The organism is Paraburkholderia sp. (assembly GCF_035948235.1).
In the GTDB taxonomy this organism is placed as follows: Bacteria; Pseudomonadota; Gammaproteobacteria; order Burkholderiales; family Burkholderiaceae; genus Paraburkholderia.
Genome location: NZ_DASZJJ010000211.1, coordinates 1 through 18663, shown reverse-complemented (window position 1 = coordinate 18663; position 18663 = coordinate 1). Strand labels below are relative to the sequence as shown.

Below are 18663 nucleotides of genomic sequence, written 5' to 3'. Positions count from 1 at the left end.
TCTCATCCGTTCGATCTATTTCGCATTACCATCGAATCAGCCATGTACGTGCGCGGCCCAATGGCGCGACGACAGGCGTGGCGATGTCTCGACGTCTAATGGCGTGAGCGCGGCGGCTCGGGGCGTTGTGGCGGGCTGCGGCGCGCGTTATCGACGATATCGCCGCGCAGGTCGCCACGCGGCACGGGCGGCGCGGCGTTGTCGGCGCGGTTGGCGGCGGGCGGCCACGCATGTGCGCCCGTTCGCGCGATGGGCCAGTGAGGCGCACTGGACTTCGGCGGCTGGGCCGAGGCGTCGTCCGATAACCACGTGGCCAACTGGACGGGCAGCGTGAGCGACGCAAGCAGGGCGAGGGCGGACAGCGAAACCATGATGCCCCGATTGTGCAGAGTCATGGATTTCATATGGCCTCCCGTCAGAGCGGGGATTGGATGTAGGTGAACATGCTCCTAAGGTACGGTCGGGCACGAAAGCATGCTGTAAATATTGGTAAAGAGATGTTTCGCGCGCATCGTTTTGCGCTGTTGGGCGCAGTGGCGGCGGGAATTAGAGGATGGGCGCCAATGCGTTTTGAATCGCACCACGTCGAGATACGTTGTGGCGGACAGACAACGCTAGATTCAGGGTGCCGGCAGCGGACGCTGCCAAAAAATAACAACCGGGCGGACAGCCGGGCGCGCGGTGCGCCCGGCTTGCAGAGCGTGGGGAGTCAATCCAGGCGCCTTCGCGCCCAGCGGACCGAGTCGATTTGAAGCGTGATTCTGAGGCGTGATCCGAAGCTGCCTCGAAACCGGTGTCGATCCGTTTTAAAGCCGCTTTAAAGCGGACTCAAGCCATCTTGACCGGCGCGCGCCACGATTCCGGATTGGTCCAGAATGCGCCGCGCAGGCGGTCGCGGCTCGGCGGTGCGGGCGGCTTGGTGGCCGTCGCGCCAATGCGGCCGCGCAGCGAAATTTCACGGCCGCTCGTGCCCAGGCGCTTCACGATTTCGGCGAGCGTACCGTCTGCCTGCCATTCGTCGAAGCGGCGGCGGCAGGTGGGCGGCGAGGGGTAGCGACCCGGCAGCTTGGACCAGCCTTCACCCGTCGACAGCACCCAAAGCACTGCATTGACCACGGCGCGCGCTTCGACGCGAGGCCGTCCGCGACGCTCGCTCCGTGCGGGTTCCGCACAAAACAACGCCTCGACCAGGGCCCATTCGTTATCTCTCAAATCGTCGAACAGCATCATGTTTCACCTCAGCGAAGCTATCTCCGGTGCGCTGCCCCGCGCTGCGCACTCTTCATGTACATCCGGCCGGTTGGCGGAGTACCAGGCGGAATCGGTTGGGACGGGCCAGTGTCATCAAGCATCGGACCGTCCGCCGATCCTGTGTCTGCCTTAATGCGAGAAGCGTGCCAGCTCACACGCTTTCGTCTCGAAGCCGCGTGGCATCAAGCCCGCGCGGGTGCTTGCCAGGGGCGTATGAGACTCGAAAACGCATCACCGGGAAATCGGGACAATCACCAATCTTGTGCAAACAGGCCCGCCAGGCGTGCGTTTTCGGTGTATTGCTGCACTGCGGCGAACAATTGCCGGGCGCATTCACAGTGCTGTAACGATCCAGCAAGGGTCTAAAATCGCATGAAACCAAACGATTCATGAGGCGAGCAGATGAATGTGACGTTGCGGCAATTGCGGGTGTTCATCGAAGTGGCGCGCCTGCAGAGCTTCAGCCGCGCCGGAGACGAAATCGGCCTGACCCAGTCGGCGGTGAGCCGCTGCGTGCGCGAACTGGAAGCGGAGATGGGCGTGAAGCTCGTCGATCGCACCACGCGCGACGTGCAACTGACTGACGTGGGCGCCAACCTGATTGCGACGATTCCGCGCCTGATCGGCGATCTGGACGATGCCTTGCGCGAGATCCGCGAAATCGGCGAGCAGCGGCGCGGCCGCGTGGTGGTGGCGGCCAGCCCCACCGTCGCGTGCCGCCTGATGCCCGAAGTGGTGGCGGCGTGCGGGCGCCAGTTTCCCTACGTCACCTTGGGCTTGCGCGACGACGTACAAAGCGACGTGGTGCGCAAGGTGCGCTCGGGCGAGGTGGATTTCGGCGTCGTAATCGGGCCCTTTGTGGGTGCGCTGGCGGCGGACGATCTCGAAACCGAATTGCTGGCGAAAGACTCGTTTTGCGTGGTGGTGCGCGGCGATCATCCGCTCGCGGGCCGCGACGAGGTGCCGTGGAAAGCGCTCGATGGCGAACGGCTGGTGATGCTCGATCACGCTTCGGGCAGCCGTCCGCTGATCGACGCGGTGATGCGCGAGCAGGGCGTCAACGCGCGCGTCGTGCAGGAACTGGGGCACCCGGCGACCGTGTTCGGGCTGGTGGAGGCGGGCGTGGGCGTGAGCGTGCTGCCCTGGCTGGCCTTGCCGGTGCCCGCGGGTTCGTCGCTGCTGGCGCGCTCGCTGGTGCCGCGCGCCGAGCGCACGGTCGAACTCGTGCGGCGGCGCGACCGCTCGCTGTCGCCGGCGGCCGAGGCCGTGTGGACCTTGATTCGCGAACTGGGCGGCGATCGCTAGACCGGCGGGCGCTACACTGGTGCACACCTGACGTCGGCCTTCACCTCTCACGGAACCCTCGATGCGCGATCTCGACCTGTCTTCGTCCGCCACGCCTGCACTGAACACCGTTCTTGCCTCGTCTGCTGCGCCCGCCATCGCACGTGCGGCGGTGCACGCGCTGCGCGCCTCGCAGATCCGCGAAGTGGCGAACGCGGGCTTCGGGCGCGCCGATGTCCTGCCGTTCTGGTTCGGCGAATCCGATCGCGTCACGCCTGCCTTCATCCGCGAAGCCGCCGCCCAGGCGCTCACGCGCGGCGACACGTTCTACACGCATAACCTGGGCATCGCGCCGCTGCGCGAGGCGCTTTCGCGCTATGTGAGCGAACTGCACGGCGCCACGCCCGCCGACCATATCGCCGTCACCAGTGCCGGTGTGAACGCCCTGATGCTGGCGGCACAACTCGTAGTGGGCGCGGGCGATCGCGTCGTCGCGGTGACGCCGCTGTGGCCCAATCTCGTCGAAATCCCGAAAATCCTCGGCGCGAGCGTCGAAACGGTCGCGCTCGATTACGATGCACGCGGCTGGACGCTCGATCTCGAGCGCCTGCTCGGCGCGCTCAAGCCGGGCACCCGGCTCCTCATGATCAACTCGCCGAACAATCCGACCGGCTGGGTAATGACGCGCGACGAACAGCGCGCCGTGCTGGAGCACTGCCGCCGCCACGGCATCTGGATCGTCGCGGATGAAGTCTATGAGCGCCTTTACTACGGCGAGGCAGGCGAGCGCACCGCGCCGTCGTTCCTCGATCTTGCGTCGCGCGACGAGCGTTTGATCTGCGTCAATTCATTTTCGAAGGCCTGGCTCATGACGGGCTGGCGGCTCGGCTGGATGGTCGCACCGCGTGCGCTAATGGACGATCTGGGCAAGCTGGTCGAATACAACACGTCGTGCGCGCCGTCGTTCGTGCAGCAGGCCGGCATCGTCGCGCTGGAGCAGGGCGAGGTGACCACGCAAGCGCTCGTGGCCGATCTGCGGGCCTCGCGAGATCACCTGGCGGCGGCGCTTGCACCGTTGCCGGGCGTCGACGTGAAAGCGCCGCCGGGCGCCATGTACCTGTTTTTCAGGCTCGCGGGCGCGCAGCATAGCCTCGAACTCTGCAAGGCGCTGGTGCGCGAAGCCGGGCTGGGTCTCGCGCCGGGCAGCGCGTTCGGGCCTGAAGGCGAGGGCTTTGTGCGCTGGTGTTATGCGTGCGACCCGGCGCGGCTCGACGCCGGCGTGGAGCGCCTTGCACGTTATCTGGCGCAGCACGGCGCGGCTTGAACCATGCCGAAAGCGCAGGGCGCGAGCTCATCGGCATGCACTCTGCATTGCGCCCCTGTCGATTCAATACCGCATTGACCAGATCGGGCTAAAACGCGCGTCGCCGCGACTTTACGCCCCCGTTGTTTTTGCGTAAGATGGCGCTCAGTTACGCGATTCCCTGCGGGAATTTCGCTGCTCCGTCCGGCTGGGTCTGGCACTTTGTCTCTCTCCAAGTGTGCAAAGTGTTGTTTAGCGGCCCCCCGGTGCGTGCTCCCATCAATATGACCGATCAGAATCGGGCGAGCGCGTCTCCAGTTCCATATCGTCTTTCGTCTGTCTGATCCGGTTCCCTGAACCTGATTTACCTTACTTAGGGTCTGACCTGGCTGCATGAATACCCAAGAGGCGAAGATCGTCCTCGAGACTGCATTGATCTGCACGCAGGAGCCGCTGAAGATCGGCGAGCTGCGCAAGCTGTTTGCCGACGACATTTCGGCCGACACCGTCCGTAACCTGCTCGAAGACCTGCGGCAAGAATGGTCGGGGCGCGGCGTGGAACTGGTGGGCCTCGCGTCCGGCTGGCGCTTCCAGAGCAAGCCGGCCATGCGTACGTACCTCGATCGCCTGCACCCGGAAAAGCCGCCGCGTTATTCGCGCGCGGTGCTCGAAACACTCGCGATCATTGCGTACCGGCAGCCGGTCACGCGCGGCGATATCGAGGAAATCCGCGGGGTGACGGTCAATACGCAGGTCGTCAAGCAGCTTGAGGACCGCAACTGGATCGAAGTCATCGGTCATCGGGATGTGCCGGGACGCCCGGCGTTGTATGCCACGACGCGCCAGTTTCTCGACGATCTCGGCCTGAGATCGCTCGATGAACTGCCGCCGCTCGACGATCCGTCGAACCAGCTGGGCGAGCAGTTGCTGGCGCAGCACGCGATCGAATTCCCCGAAAGCGAAGTGGCGCAGCTGATCGCCGAAGCCGCTTCGGAGCGCAGCGAAGAAGCGCTCGCCGCGGGCACGGCCGATGCGGACGCGCACGCGGGCACGGCCGATGCGAACGCGCAAGGTGTGGCAGACGCAGCGACGGTTGAATCGGTCGATACAGCAGCAGTCGACACAGCGGCAGTCGAATTGATTGAAGATCCGGCGCCGCAACCGGCCGCTGTGCAGATGCATTTCGAAGAATCCGCCTTCACGCAGGATCTCGACGCCGCACCTGAACGTGCGAGCGCAACGGAGTCCGCTGGCCACGCTGCCGGCGAGCCCGCAGAAGAACACGAAGACCGCCGCGACGCGGCGCAGGACGACCCCGTCCCGACGACGGACGACGACGCCGCCCCGCGCGGCATCTGAAGCGACAAACACACTGACGCGCCCCTCCCAACCGGGCGCGCAACCTGACATTTCGAGGTTGTTTTGACTGATATCCACGACACCGATTCGACCGACGCGTCCGAATCCGCGCGTCGCGCGTCCTCCACGCGCGATGACGACACGCGCGAGGTCGCTGGCCCGCAGGCAGGCGAGCACGCCGCCGAGGGCGAAGACCGTCCGCGCCGCGGCCTGCGCCGCGGTCCGCGCAGCCTGATCGCGCGCCGCCGCGCAGGCACGAAGGGCAAGAACGACGGCGCCGCGCCGGCCGAGGGCGCGCAGGACGCGCCCGTCGCGATCGAAACGCCGCCGGACGGCGTGGTCGTCGCGCAGGTGCGCACGCCGCGCAAGGATAAGGACGCGAGCGCGAAGAAGGGGCGTCGCGCTCCGGCCGCCAAGACGGCGGAAGGCGCGAATGCGGCCGCACCCGCAGCAAAGTCCGCGAAGGGCGGCCGTGGCGGTAAGGGCCGTGCCGAAGCGCCGGCTGCAGGCGCCGCAGCCGAAGGCACGCAGGACGATCTGTTCCTCTACGTGACGTCGCCGGCCTTCGACGCCGACAATGGCGCGGGCACGGGCGTACGCGCGCCGATGCTGCGCCGTGGCCGCGCCCAGCAGCCCAAGCGCGTGCTGAGCCCGGACGACGACGCACCGAAGCTGCACAAGGTTCTGGCGGATGCGGGCATGGGCTCGCGCCGCGACATGGAAGAGCTGATCATCGCCGGGCGCGTCTCGGTGAACGGCGAACCCGCCCACATCGGCCAGCGCATCCTGCCGACCGACCAGGTCCGCATCAATGGCAAGCCGATCAAGCGCAAGCTGGCAAACAAGCCGCCGCGCGTATTGATCTATCACAAGCCGACCGGCGAGATCGTCAGTCACGCCGATCCGGAAGGCCGCGCCTCGGTGTTCGACCGCCTGCCGCCGATGAAAACGGCGAAGTGGCTGGCCGTCGGCCGTCTGGACTTCAACACCGAAGGTCTGCTGATGCTGACCACTTCGGGCGACCTGGCCAACCGCTTCATGCACCCGCGCTACAGCGTCGAGCGTGAATACGCGGTGCGCGTGGTGGGCGAACTCAGCGAAGGCATGCGCCAGAAGCTGCTCAAGGGCGTCGAGCTCGAAGACGGCCCGGCGAGCTTCCTGCGTATCCGCGACGGCGGCGGCGAAGGCACGAATCACTGGTATCACGTCGCGCTGGCCGAAGGCCGTAACCGCGAAGTGCGCCGTATGTTCGAAGCGGCCGGCTTGATGGTGAGCCGCCTGATCCGTACGCGCCACGGCCCGATCGCGCTGCCCAAGGGGCTCAAGCGCGGCCGTTGGGAAGAGCTTGAAGACAACGAGGTGCGCGCACTCATGGCCGCGGTTGGCCTGAAGGCGCCGAGCGAAGAGAAGGGCGGTCGTGGCGGCAAGGAGCAGGAACGTCGCCAGCCGGACCCGATGCAGACGTCGATGGGCTTCATCAGCCGCGAGCCGGTACTCAGCTCGCACGGTGCGATGGGCCAGCCGCGTCAGCAGCGTGGCGGCGGCGCAGGTCGCCGTGGTGCGCAGGCTGGCGGTTTCGGCGCGGGTAGCGGCTTTGGCGGCGGCATGGGCGGCAACGCCGGTGGCGGCCGTGGTCGCTCCAACGGCGGTAACGGTGGTAACGGCGGCGGTTTTGGTGGCAATGGCCGCAACGGCGCACGCGGCGATGTCGACGGCAATCGTGCACCGTCCGGCGGCAAGCGTGCCGGCGGCAATGCCGGTGGCGCGGGCAGCGCGGGCAACAATCGCCGTGGCCCGGGCAGCAATGCCGGCGGCAACGCCGGTGGCAACCGTTCGTCGGCGGGCGGTGGCAACCGCACGGGTCAGCGCGGTGCGCCGCGCAACCGTACGCGCGGCCACTGAGCCAGGCGCGGGCGCTCACGATTTCGATCGACAGCGCCCGGCCGGTATCGCTGCGGCGGCAACGGTCGTTGCATGGGAAGTTGCAACGCAGTTGCACCCGCAAACCGCGCCTCGGGATAAGCCCTGAAAACGCTTGTAGCACGGCCGTATCGGGCCGCTTGCACTGTGGTGCGAGCGCCTCGCGGTTTGCGTTAAAAGCGAAAAAAGGCTACAATCTCGAAGTCGCTGGGCGTGCGGCTTTTATTTGCGTCCCAGGTGCGACCACCTGGCTAAGTGAGAAGATGGGCGTTTCGCCCATTTTTTTTTGGTTCGGCCGATTGTGCACGTTGTCTTTAACGACTTCGGGCGCGATTGCGCAGTGCAACCATGCTTCACGTCAGGTCCGGCTCGCCCATCTGGGTTGAAGTGCAAGAGCGCGCGCTCACCTGGCGCGCGGCCCGCGAATCCCGAATCACAGGAAGTTGCCGGCCCGCTGCGCGAACATCTGGAGTGGGCATTGTGCAACTGACGGAACTGATTGAAACCACGGTCACCGGGCTCGGTTACGAGCTGGTCGACCTCGAGCGCACCGGGCGCGGCATGCTGGCCATCTACATCGATCAGCCCGCGGGTATCGCGATCGAGGACTGCGAGAAGGTCACGCGTCAGCTGCAACACGTTCTGTTTGTCGAGAACATCGACTACGAACGTCTTGAGGTCTCGTCGCCCGGCCTCGACCGTCCGCTGAAGAAACTGGCGGACTTCGAACGCTTCGCGGGCTGCGAAGCGGTCATCACGTTGAAAAAGCCATTGGACGGACGGAAATCGTACCGCGGCATCGTGCATGCCCCGGAAGGCGAAACCATCGGTCTGGAATTCGAAGGGAAGGCGGGACCTGCGATGCTCGATTTCACGCTCGCGGACATCGACAAAGCCCGTCTGATCCCCAAAGTTGACTTTAGGAGCCGCAAACAATGAGTCGCGAAGTGTTGATGCTGGTGGATGCGCTGGCACGCGAGAAAAATGTCGACAAGGACGTGGTGTTCGCCGCCCTTGAAGCGGCGCTTGCGTCGGCCTCCAAGAAACTCTTCGACGAGGATGCGGACATCCGTGTGCATATCGACCGCGAAAGCGGCGAGCATGAAACGTATCGTCGCTGGCGCGTTGTGCCGGACGAGGCGGGCCTGCAGGAGCCGGACCAGGAAATCCTCCTGTTCGAGGCACGCGAGCAGAACCCCGAAGCGCAAATCGACGAATTTATCGAGCAGCCGGTTCCGTCGGTCGAGTTCGGCCGTATCGGCGCACAGGCCGCCAAGCAGGTGATCCTGCAGAAGGTCCGTGACGCCGAGCGCGAACAGATCCTGAACGACTTCCTCGAGCGCGGCGAAAGCATCATGACCGGCACGGTCAAGCGCATGGACAAGGGTAATTTCATCGTCGAATCGGGCCGTGTCGAAGCGCTGCTGCGCCGCGACCAGCTGATTCCGAAGGAAAACCTGCGCGTGGGCGACCGCGTGCGCGCCTGGATCGGCAAGGTCGACCGCACCGCGCGCGGCCCGCAGATCGAACTCTCGCGCACGGCGCCCGAGTTCCTGATGAAGCTGTTCGAGATGGAAGTGCCGGAAATCGAGCAAGGCCTTCTCGAAATCAAGGCGGCGGCGCGCGATCCGGGCGTTCGCGCCAAGATCGGCGTGGTGGCTTACGACAAGCGCATCGACCCGATCGGCACCTGCGTCGGCATCCGCGGCTCGCGCGTGCAGGCTGTGCGTAACGAGCTTGGTGGCGAAAACGTCGACATCGTGCTATGGTCGGAAGATCCCGCCCAGTTCGTGATCGGCGCGCTCGCGCCGGCCGCCGTGCAGTCGATCGTCGTCGACGAAGAAAAGCACTCGATGGATGTTGTCGTCGACGAAAGCGAACTCGCAGTCGCCATCGGCCGCAGCGGCCAGAACGTGCGTCTTGCCGGCGAGCTGACCGGCTGGCAGATCAACATCATGACGCCGGATGAATCTGCGCAGAAGCAGAACCAGGAGCGCACGGTGCTGCGCGACCTGTTCATGGCGCGTCTCGACGTTGATGAGGAAGTCGCCGACATCCTGATCGACGAAGGCTTCACCAGCCTCGAAGAGATCGCCTACGTGCCCCTCAACGAAATGCTGGAAATCGAGGCGTTCGACGAGGACACCGTGCACGAACTGCGCAACCGCGCGCGCGACGCCCTGCTCACGCAGGCGATCGCGAACGAGGAAAAGGTGGAAAGCGCCGCTCTGGACCTCAAGAGTCTGGACGGCATCGACCCGGAGCTGCTCGCAAAACTGGCGCAGCACGAAGTTCACACCCGCGACGAGCTCGCCGAGCTGGCCGTGGACGAACTGACCGAAATGACGGGAATGGAAGAGGACGCCGCCAAGGCGTTGATCATGAAGGCACGTGAGCACTGGTTCGAATGACCTGTGGGGGAGTATTCCCCCCGGTGATTCTCCAGGGCGTGACGAGCAGGAAGCGACCATGACCCACTGAACTGATCGCGGCCGCCCCGCAGCTGGCAACAGTAGCGCGGGGCAAACGGTGCCGCATGACCCGATGTCAACCGCAAGGAATCGATCCTTGCATTAAGAGGAATGAATGGCGAGTAACAACGTAGCCCAATTTGCCGCGGAACTGAAGATGCCTGCCGGCGTGCTGCTCGAACAGCTGCAGGCGGCGGGCGTCACGAAAGCGAGCGAAGCCGACTCCCTGTCCGAAACGGACAAGGCGCGTCTGCTCGACCACTTGCGCAAGTCTCACGGCTCGACTGATGCAGACAAGCGCAAGATCACGCTGACGAAGCGGCATACGTCGGAAATCAAGCAGTCCGATTCGACGGGCAAGGCTCGCACCATTCAGGTCGAGGTGCGCAAGAAGCGCACCTTCGTCCGCCGTGACGAATCCGCCGAACAGGCGGAGGCATCGAATCATGCCACCGACGACGCCGCAGTCGCCGCCGAAGAGGCGGAACTGCAGCGCCGCGAAGAAGAAGCTCGCCGCGAGGCCGAGCTTCTGGAGCGTCAGGCTCAGGAACTCAAGGAGCGTCAGGAGCTTCTCGCGCGTGAAGAGGCCGAGCGCCGCGAACGCGAAGAAGCCGCCGAGGCGCAACGCCGCCGTGCAGAAGAAGAGGCCGCCAATAAGAAGGCCGCGGCAGATGCCGCTGCGCGCGAACTGGCCGCTCAGGCCGTCGCTGCCCAGCGCAATGCCGAAGCAGAAGCGAAGGAAGTGAAGCAACAGCAAGACGATGACCGCGCCGCCGCCGAGCGCGCCGCGCAGCGCGAAGCCGCGCAGAAGGCCGAAGTAGCCGCGCGTGAAGCCGCCGAAAAGGCGCAGAAAGAACAGGACGAGATCGCACGCCGCCGTGCGGCTGCAGAAGCCGAAGCGCGCGCGATCCGCGAAATGATGAACACGCCGCGCAAGGCGCAGGTCAAGGCGGTCGAACCGCCGAAGCCCGTCGAGCCGCCCAAGCCTGCCGAAGCCAAGGGCACGCTGCACAAACCGGCTCGTCCGGAAGGTGCGGCACGTCCGGCAGCAGGTGCTGGCGCCGGTGCGAAGAAGCCGGCCACCACGGCTGCGCCTTCGACCAGCGCGCCGGGCGCCGGTGCGGGTGACCGCAACAAGAAGCCGGGCGCAGGCAAGGGCGGCTGGCAGGACGACGCCTCGAAGCGCCGCGGCATCAAGACGCGTGGCGATTCGTCGGGCGGCGTTGACCGCGGCTGGCGCGGCGGCCCGAAGGGCCGTGGCCGTCACCAGGACAGCGCATCGTCGTTCCAGGCGCCGACCGAGCCGATCGTGCGTGAAGTGCACGTGCCGGAAACCATCACCGTGGCTGACCTCGCGCACAAGATGTCCGTGAAGGCGTCGGAAGTCATCAAGGTGATGATGAAGATGGGCCAGATGGTCACCATCAACCAGATGCTGGACCAGGAAACGGCGATGATCATCGTCGAAGAACTGGGCCACCATGCGGTCGCTGCGAAGCTCGACGATCCGGAAGCGCTGCTGGTCGAAGGCCAGACCACCGTCACGGACGCAGAGCAACTGCCGCGTCCGCCGGTCGTCACGGTCATGGGTCACGTCGACCACGGCAAGACCTCGCTGCTCGACTACATCCGCCGCGCCAAGGTTGCAGCGGGCGAAGCGGGCGGCATTACGCAGCACATCGGCGCTTACCACGTCGAAACGCCGCGTGGCGTCATCACGTTCCTCGACACGCCGGGTCACGAGGCCTTCACGGCCATGCGTGCCCGCGGTGCGAAGGCAACCGACATCGTCATTCTGGTGGTCGCAGCCGACGACGGCGTGATGCCGCAGACGAAGGAAGCGATCGCCCACGCCAAGGCTGCGGGTGTGCCGCTGGTCGTGGCGATCAACAAGATTGACAAGCCGGATGCCAATCCCGAGCGCGTCAAGCAGGAACTCGTCGCCGAAGGCGTCGTGCCGGAAGAATACGGCGGCGACTCGCCGTTCGTGCCGGTGTCGGCAAAGGCCGGTACGGGTATCGACGAACTGCTCGAAAACGTCTCGCTGCAGGCCGAAGTGCTGGAGCTGAAGGCTCCGGTCGAAGCCCCGGCCAAGGGTCTCGTCATCGAAGCGAAGCTCGACAAGGGTAAGGGTCCGGTTGCAACGATCCTCGTCCAGTCCGGTACGCTCAAGCGTGGCGACGTCGTGCTGGCAGGCAGCGCCTATGGCCGCGTGCGTGCAATGCTCGACGAAACCGGCAAGCCGACCAAGGAAGCGGGTCCGTCGATCCCGGTCGAAATCCAGGGTCTGTCGGAAGTGCCGGGCGCAGGCGAAGAAGTCATGGTGCTGCCGGACGAGCGCAAGGCGCGTGAAATCGCCCTGTTCCGTCAAGGCAAGTTCCGCGACGTCAAGCTGGCCAAGCAGCAGGCCGCCAAGCTCGAAAACATGCTCGAGCAGATGGCGGAAGGCGAAGTGCAAAACCTGCCGCTTATCGTCAAGGCCGACGTGCAAGGTTCGCAGGAAGCGCTGGTGCAATCGCTCGTCAAGCTGTCGACCAGCGAAGTGCGCGTGCAGATCGTGCACAGCGCGGTCGGTGCGATCAGCGAGTCGGACGTCAACCTGGCGACGGCTTCGAAGGCAGTCATCATCGGCTTCAATACGCGTGCTGATGCACAGGCGCGTAAGGTTGCCGAGGCGAACGGCATCGACATCCGCTACTACAACATCATCTATGACGCAGTGGATGAGGTGAAGGCGGCAATGTCCGGCATGCTCGCGCCGGAGAAGCGCGAGACCGTGACGGGTATGGCAGAAGTGCGCCAGGTGATCCGCGTGCCGAAGGTCGGCCTGATCGCGGGTTGTATGGTCACGGACGGTTTTGTCAAGCGTTCGTCGTCGGTGCGTGTGATCCGCAACAATGTGGTCATCCACACTGGCGAACTCGACTCGCTCAAGCGCTTCAAGGACGACGTCAAGGAAGTCAAGCAAGGCTTCGAGTGCGGTATGTCGATCAAGAACTTCAACGACATCGCCGAAGGCGACCAGTTCGAAGTGTTCGAGATCACGGAAGTCGCGCGTACGCTGTAATACAGCGGCGCACGCGGGCAGGCCTGGTGATCCAGGCCGCTCGCGGGCTTACCCGAAAAGGGGCGGGGCGGGCGCTAGCCAGCCCCGCCCTTTGTTTTTTGTCCGACAGTTTTTTGCGCGGCTGCGCGCGACGGAATGCCCAGCTTTCCGCTTGCAGCGCGTCGCAACGAATGCCGCCACAGAGGTGGAATCATCATGCCGAAAAAACGTACTTCCCCGAATCGCAACGTGCAGATCGCCGATCAGATCCAGCGTGATCTTTCCGAACTGATGCGCGAAGTGAAGGACCCGCGCGTGGGTCTCGTGACGATCCAGAGCGTCGAGCTGACGCCGGACTACGCGCACGCCAAGGTCTATTTCACGACGCTCACGGGCGATCCGCAGCAGACCCAGGACGGGCTCAATCACGCCGCCGGTCACCTGCACAACCTGCTATTCAAGCGCCTGCATATCCACACGGTGCCGACGCTGCATTTCCACTACGACCAGTCGGTCGAGAAGGGCGTGGCGATGTCGCGCTTGATCGACGAGGCGAACGCTTCGCGCGCAAAGGACGACTGATCTCGCCAGCATGACTGCATCTTCGAAGAAGAATCAGGGCGAGCAGCGGCCGAAGATTCCGCGCCGCCTGCTCGACGGCGTGCTGCTGCTGGACAAGCCCGTCGGCCTGTCCAGCAACGACGCGCTGATCCGCGCCAAGCGTCTGTATCGCGTGAAGAAGGCGGGCCACACGGGCACGCTCGATCCGCTTGCTTCGGGTCTGCTGCCGTTGTGTTTCGGCGAAGCGACCAAGTTTTCGCAGGATCTGCTCGAAGCCGACAAGACCTACGAGGCGACCATGCGCCTCGGTATCCGCACGACGACGGGCGACGCCGAAGGCGAAGCCATCGACACGCGCGAGGTGACGTGCGACGAAGCTGCGGTGCGCGAAGCCATGACGCGCTTTGTCGGCGACATCGTGCAGATTCCGCCGATGTACTCGGCGCTCAAGCGCGACGGCAAGCCGCTCTACGAATACGCGCGCGCCGGTCAGACGGTCGAGCGCGAAGGGCGCAACGTGACGATCCTCGCGCTTGAGATGATCGCCTGCGCGCTGCCCGATGTGACGTTCCGCGTGACCTGCACCAAGGGCACGTATGTGCGCACGCTCGCGGAGGATATCGGCGAGGCGCTGGGCTGTGGCGCGCATCTGGTGATGCTGCGTCGCACGGGCGTGGGCGCGCTCACGCTCGACCACGCGGTGACGCTCGATGCGCTTAACGTCGCCGACGAACCCGCGCGCGATGCGTGGCTGCAGCCGGTGGACGCGTTGCTTTCGACGTTCCCGCTCGTGACGCTCGACGCCGAATCGGCGCGACGCTTTACGCACGGTCAGCGTTTGCCGCTGAACGCGCTCACGCTCGATCGCCAGCTCTGCGAAGCGGCCGACCGGGTGCGCGTCTACGACGAAGCGGGGCGACTGCTAGGCGTGGCGAAAGCCGCCAACGGCGTGCTGGCGCCAGAACGTCTGGTGGTGAGCGGCGCGGCCTGAAGCGCGCACACAAGCCCGCACACAAGCGCGCACGGCTGATCGTGCAAGCAATAAAAAAACGGCACGCCGGTTTCACCGGACGTGCCGTTTTTGTTGGCGCGCTCAATTCAAATCGAGCGCAGGCCTGAACTCATCAATGCGCTGCCGAAGCCGCCGCGCCCGCATCGGCGCCGCCTGAGCGCTCGGGGCGCGTGATCCAGATCAACGCGATCAGCACGATGAAGATCACCGAGGAGATCCAGAACAGGTCGTTCACGCCAAGCTGCGCGGCCTGCTGCGTCACCATACGATCGAACATCCCATGCGACTGCGACGGATCGAGGCCCACGGCGTTCTGCATCTGCTGCATCGACTGGTTGAACACCGGGTTGGTCGGCGTGGCCTGCTCGGTCAGACGCGCGTGATGGAAGATCGTGCGATGGTCCCACGCGGTTTCGAAGATCGAGGTGCCGATACCGCCGCACATGATCCGCACGAAGTTCGACAGACCCGAAGCCGCCGGAATGCGGTTGCCCGGCAGACCGGAGAGCGTGATCGAGACGAGCGGAATAAAGAGCCCCGCCATGCCGATGCCCTGGATCAGCGTCGGCACCGTGAGCGCCCACGTGTCCACGCCGGTGGTGTACTGCGAGCGCAGCCAGAAGCACAGCGCGAACACCACGAACGCGGTGGTGGCGATATAGCGCGGATCGGTGCGCGGCAGGATCTTGCCCGTGATCGGCGAAAGCAGGATCGCGAAGAAGCCCACCGGCGCCATCACCAGACCCGCATCGGTCGCGGTGTAGCCCAGATCGGTTTGCAGCCACAGCGGCAACAGCACGAGGTTGCCGAAATACAGGCCATAGCCCACCGACAGCGCGATCGTGCCGCCCGTGAAGTTGCGTCGCGCGAACAGCGAGAGATCGACCACCGGATGCTCGGCGGTCAGCTCCCAGATCACGAAGAACGCGAACGAAATCACGGCGGTCAGCGCCAGCACAATGATGGTCGTCGACGAGAACCAGTCCAGATCCTTGCCCTTGTCGAGCATGATCTGCAGCGAGCCGACCCAGAGAATCAGCAGACCCAGGCCCACGCCGTCGATCGGCGCCTTGCGGATCACCGAGTCGCGCGTGCGGAAGATCATCCACGTGGCGATCGCGGCGACGATACCCACCGGAATGTTCACGTAGAAGATCCACGGCCACGAGATATTGTCCGAGATCCAGCCGCCGAGAATCGGGCCCGCCACCGGCGCAATCAGCGTGGTCATCGACCACATCGATAGCGCAATGGGCGCCTTGGCGCGCGGATAGCTCGCCAGCAGAAGCGTCTGCGAGAGCGGGATCATCGGACCCGCCACGGCGCCCTGCAGCACGCGTGCGGCGAGCAGGAAGGGCAGCGTGGGCGCGAGGCCGCACAGCCACGACGAGATCACGAACAGGATGATCGACGCCATGAACAGGCGCACCTGGCCGATGCGCTCGGTGAGCCAGCCCGTGAGCGGCACGGAGATGGCGTTGGCGACCGCGAACGAGGTGATGACCCACGTGCCCTGATCTGAAGCGACGCCGAGGTCGCCCGAGATCGACGGGATCGAGACGTTCGCAATCGACGTGTCCAGCACGTTCATGAACACCGCGAGCGAGACCGCGATGGTGCCGAACACGAGTTGCGCGCCTTGCAGCGGCGGATGGACGACGGGTTGTTGTGCTGCTGCCATGGAGTGCTTTGTTATGTGCTGCTGATTGCTGCTACGTAAGCGGCTTCGTGTACGACTGCGTTCGCGCCACCTTGCGGCGGCGCGAACTTACATCAGCTACGTGCGGGCTTCGCTGCACGCGCGTTATCCGACGACACCTGCTTCGCGCTCGGGCCGGCGTTTTCCGCGATGATGCGGGCGATTTCCGCATCGGCTTCGTCGCCGTACTTCTCGAACACATTGGTCTGATAGACCGTGTTCTGCGCGTTGCCGAGCTGGCCACCGGTATCGTCCTTGATGCTCACGTCCACCTGCATCGACAGACCGATACGCAGCGGATGCTTTTCGAGGTCGGCCGGATTGAGCGCGATACGCACCGGCAGGCGCTGCACCACCTTGATCCAGTTACCCGTCGCGTTCTGCGCGGGCAGCAGCGAGAACGCCGAACCCGTACCCGCCGAGAAGCCCACCACCTTGCCGTGATAGACCACCGACGAGCCGTACACGTCGGCCGTCATCTCGACCGGCTGGCCGATGCGCATGTGCTTGAGCTGGACTTCCTTGAAGTTCGCGTCGACCCACACAGCGTTCAACGGCACCACCGACATCAGCGGCGTACCCGGCGACACGCGCTGGCCGACCTGCACAGAGCGCTTCGCCACATAACCCGTGACCGGCGCGGGCAGCGTATTGCGCGCGTTCGAGAGGTAGGCGTCACGGACCTTGGCGGCGGCGGCCATCACGTTCGGGTGATTGGCGATCGTCGTGTTGGCGGTGAGCGCGCGGTTGGCGGCGAGTTGCTGCTGCGCGGCGTCGAGCGCGGCGGAGGCGCTCTTCACGGTGTCGCGTGCGTGCGAGATCTCTTCCTGCGAAACCGCGCCGGTCTGCGCGACTTCCATACGACGGCGCAGATCGTCCTGCGCGCGCGAGAGGTCGGCCTGACGCACGGCCACTTGCGCTTCGTACTGGCTATCGTCGGCAAAGAGGCCGCGCACCTGGCGCACCGTCTGGCCCAGGTTGGCTTCGGCTTGCTGGAGCGCGATGCGCGAATCGGCCGGATCGAGTTGCACCAGCGGGTCGCCGATCTTGACCGTCTGCGTGTCGTCGGCGTTCACGGCGATCACCGTGCCGGTCACCTGCGGGGTGATCTGCACGACGTTGCCGTTGACGTAGGCGTCGTCGGTGCTTTCGGAGAAGCGCGCGACGAGGAAGTAATAGAGGCCGTAGGCAATGGCTGCAATCACGATCACGAGGACGAGCAGCGTCATCATGCGCTTGCGCTTGCCGTTATTCGCGGTCGGCTGCGCGGGTGGCTGCGGCTTGGCTGCCGGTTGCTGAGGGGTGCTCATGGAAGGATCTCCGGGTTCTTGCGTGCTGTTCGTTCAGTTATTGGCCAGCGTTTGACTATTGCGCTGGCCTTTTTTCGCTTTCAGTTCGCGGCCGTCGCGGCGGGCACCGACGAGGCGGGCGCGCTCCACGGCGCATCGCGCCACGGCCCGCCGTTCACGTCGCTCTGGCCCTTTGCTTCGCTGCCGACCTGCGCCGGCGCCACGAGATTCACGTCGTGTGCGTCATGCGCGTCGAAGCCGCCGCCCAGCGCCTTGATGAGCGCCATCTGCTGGTCGCGGCGCTGTGCCTTCAGGCTCGTGACGGTCTGCTCGGAAGCGAGGCGGTTCTGGTCGGCGTTGAGCACCTGCAATTGCTCAGAAAGGCCAGCCTTGTAGCGGATCACCGCAAGCTGATAGGCCTTGGTCGACGCATCGAGCGCGTTCTGTGCATCGACAAGCTGCTTGTCCGCCGAGCGGATCGACGAGACTGTGGTCGCCACGTCCTGGAACGCACCGATCAGCGTCTGGTTGTAGTTCGCCACATCCAGGTCGAAGTCGGCGTAGCGGCCCTTCAACTGCGCCCGCAATGCGCCCGCGTCGAAGATCGGCAGATGCACGGCCGGGCCGATGCTCATCTGGCGGCTCGTGAAGTTGAGGAATCGGCCCCAACCGAACGCGTCGAAGCCGAAACCGGCGGCCAGGTTCACGTCGGGGTAAAACTCGGCTTTCGCTTCCTTGACGTCGTGCATCGCGGCTTCCACCTGCCAGCGCGCAGCGACGATGTCCGGACGACGCGCCACCAGGTCGGCAGGCAGGTTGTCGGGCAGGGCGATGGGCGCAGTCGGGTTCAGCACCGGATTGGCGATCTGCAGGCCGCGATCCGGACCCTTGCCGAGCAGCGCGCCCAATTGATAGCGCACCGATTCGATCTGGCCGTCGATCTGCGTGAGATTGGCCTGGCTCGTCGCGATGTTGCCGTTGGCGGTCTGACGCTCGACATTGGTGTCGAGGCCCGCCACCACGCGGCCATTCGTGATGTTGCCGATGGTCTTGCGGTTGCCGATTTCGCGCGCGGCGATGTCGCGCAGCGCATAGAGCTGGGCCAACTGGTTATACGTACGCGCCACCGAAGAAGCCAGCGTGATACGCGCCTGCTCCATATCGGCTTGCGCCGCGCGCTGCTGCGAAACCGCCTGAGCCAGACGCTGGCGATTCTTGCCCCACAGATCCAGATCCCACGACGCGCTGGCCAGCGCGTTGTTCTCGCTATACCAGGTCCCGCCGTAAGGCGGCGGGTACAGCGCGTTGCCCGAGAAAAGCTCGCGGTTCCACGAATAGCTGGCGTTGACCTTGGGCGCGAGTGCCGCCTTCGAGGTATCGATATACGACGACGCCTTGGCGATACGCGCCTGCGCCTGCGCGATGCTCGGGCTGCCTTCGAGCGCCTCGTCGATCAGCTTCGGCAGTT

Annotated in this window: 13 protein-coding genes and 1 pseudogene; 9 read left to right on the top strand and 5 right to left on the bottom strand. The window is 65.1% G+C overall.

Features of this window, described 5'->3' with window-relative positions; genetic code table 11:
- Positions 1-95 precede the first annotated feature (95 nt).
- Both VG320_RS18100 and VG320_RS18095 read right to left on the bottom strand, forming a co-directional pair.
- Positions 96-404 carry a hypothetical protein gene (locus VG320_RS18100; RefSeq protein ID WP_327201461.1) on the bottom strand — a complete coding sequence of 103 codons (309 nt, stop codon included), beginning with the start codon at positions 402-404 and terminating at the stop codon, positions 96-98.
- Positions 405-831: 427 nt separating this feature from the next.
- A pseudogene (locus VG320_RS18095) lies at positions 832-1227 on the bottom strand (transposase); the annotation flags it as partial.
- 426 nt (positions 1228-1653) lie between these two features.
- On the opposite strand from VG320_RS18095, the gene VG320_RS18090 reads away from it, so the two are divergent.
- The 9 genes from VG320_RS18090 (at position 1654) to truB (ending at position 14186) form a co-directional block, all read left to right on the top strand.
- Complete coding sequence (locus tag VG320_RS18090; RefSeq protein ID WP_327201460.1) at positions 1654-2556, top strand: LysR family transcriptional regulator; 903 nt, start codon at positions 1654-1656, stop codon at positions 2554-2556.
- Between the two features lie 61 nt (positions 2557-2617).
- Positions 2618-3859, top strand: a complete 1242-nt coding sequence (locus VG320_RS18085) for a pyridoxal phosphate-dependent aminotransferase (RefSeq protein WP_327201459.1) — start codon at positions 2618-2620, stop codon at positions 3857-3859.
- Positions 3860-4231: 372 nt separating this feature from the next.
- Positions 4232-5197, top strand: coding sequence for an SMC-Scp complex subunit ScpB (gene scpB / locus VG320_RS18080; RefSeq protein ID WP_327201458.1), 966 nt, complete (start codon positions 4232-4234; stop codon positions 5195-5197).
- Between the two features lie 63 nt (positions 5198-5260).
- Positions 5261-7099, top strand: a complete 1839-nt coding sequence (gene rluB, locus VG320_RS18075; RefSeq protein ID WP_327201457.1) for a 23S rRNA pseudouridine(2605) synthase RluB — start codon at positions 5261-5263, stop codon at positions 7097-7099.
- Positions 7100-7597: 498 nt separating this feature from the next.
- Positions 7598-8056, top strand: a complete 459-nt coding sequence (gene rimP, locus VG320_RS18070; protein WP_065061251.1) for a ribosome maturation factor RimP — start codon at positions 7598-7600, stop codon at positions 8054-8056.
- Positions 8053-9528 carry a transcription termination factor NusA gene (gene nusA, locus VG320_RS18065; RefSeq protein ID WP_103707510.1) on the top strand — a complete coding sequence of 492 codons (1476 nt, stop codon included), beginning with the start codon at positions 8053-8055 and terminating at the stop codon, positions 9526-9528. The genes rimP and nusA overlap by 4 nt, the downstream gene beginning before the upstream one ends.
- A gap of 175 nt (positions 9529-9703) precedes the next feature.
- Positions 9704-12655: a translation initiation factor IF-2 gene (gene infB, locus VG320_RS18060; protein ID WP_327201456.1), complete on the top strand. Its 2952-nt coding sequence runs from the start codon at positions 9704-9706 to the stop codon at positions 12653-12655.
- Positions 12656-12850: 195 nt separating this feature from the next.
- Positions 12851-13216, top strand: a complete 366-nt coding sequence (gene rbfA / locus VG320_RS18055; RefSeq protein ID WP_327201455.1) for a 30S ribosome-binding factor RbfA — start codon at positions 12851-12853, stop codon at positions 13214-13216.
- Between the two features lie 10 nt (positions 13217-13226).
- On the top strand, positions 13227-14186 hold the full coding sequence (gene truB, locus VG320_RS18050; protein WP_327201454.1) for a tRNA pseudouridine(55) synthase TruB: 960 nt from the start codon (positions 13227-13229) through the stop codon (positions 14184-14186).
- 133 nt (positions 14187-14319) lie between these two features.
- Here the strand turns inward: truB and VG320_RS18045 are convergent, their stop codons facing one another.
- From VG320_RS18045 to VG320_RS18035, 3 genes are all read right to left on the bottom strand, one after another.
- Positions 14320-15888 carry a DHA2 family efflux MFS transporter permease subunit gene (locus VG320_RS18045; RefSeq protein WP_327201453.1) on the bottom strand — a complete coding sequence of 523 codons (1569 nt, stop codon included), beginning with the start codon at positions 15886-15888 and terminating at the stop codon, positions 14320-14322.
- Positions 15889-15980: 92 nt separating this feature from the next.
- Positions 15981-17216 (bottom strand): EmrA/EmrK family multidrug efflux transporter periplasmic adaptor subunit, encoded by a 1236-nt coding sequence (locus VG320_RS18040; RefSeq protein ID WP_327201452.1) that lies wholly within the window; start codon positions 17214-17216, stop codon positions 15981-15983.
- 80 nt (positions 17217-17296) lie between these two features.
- Positions 17297-18663: efflux transporter outer membrane subunit (locus VG320_RS18035; protein WP_327201451.1), on the bottom strand; the 1367-nt coding region annotated here is incomplete at its 5' end.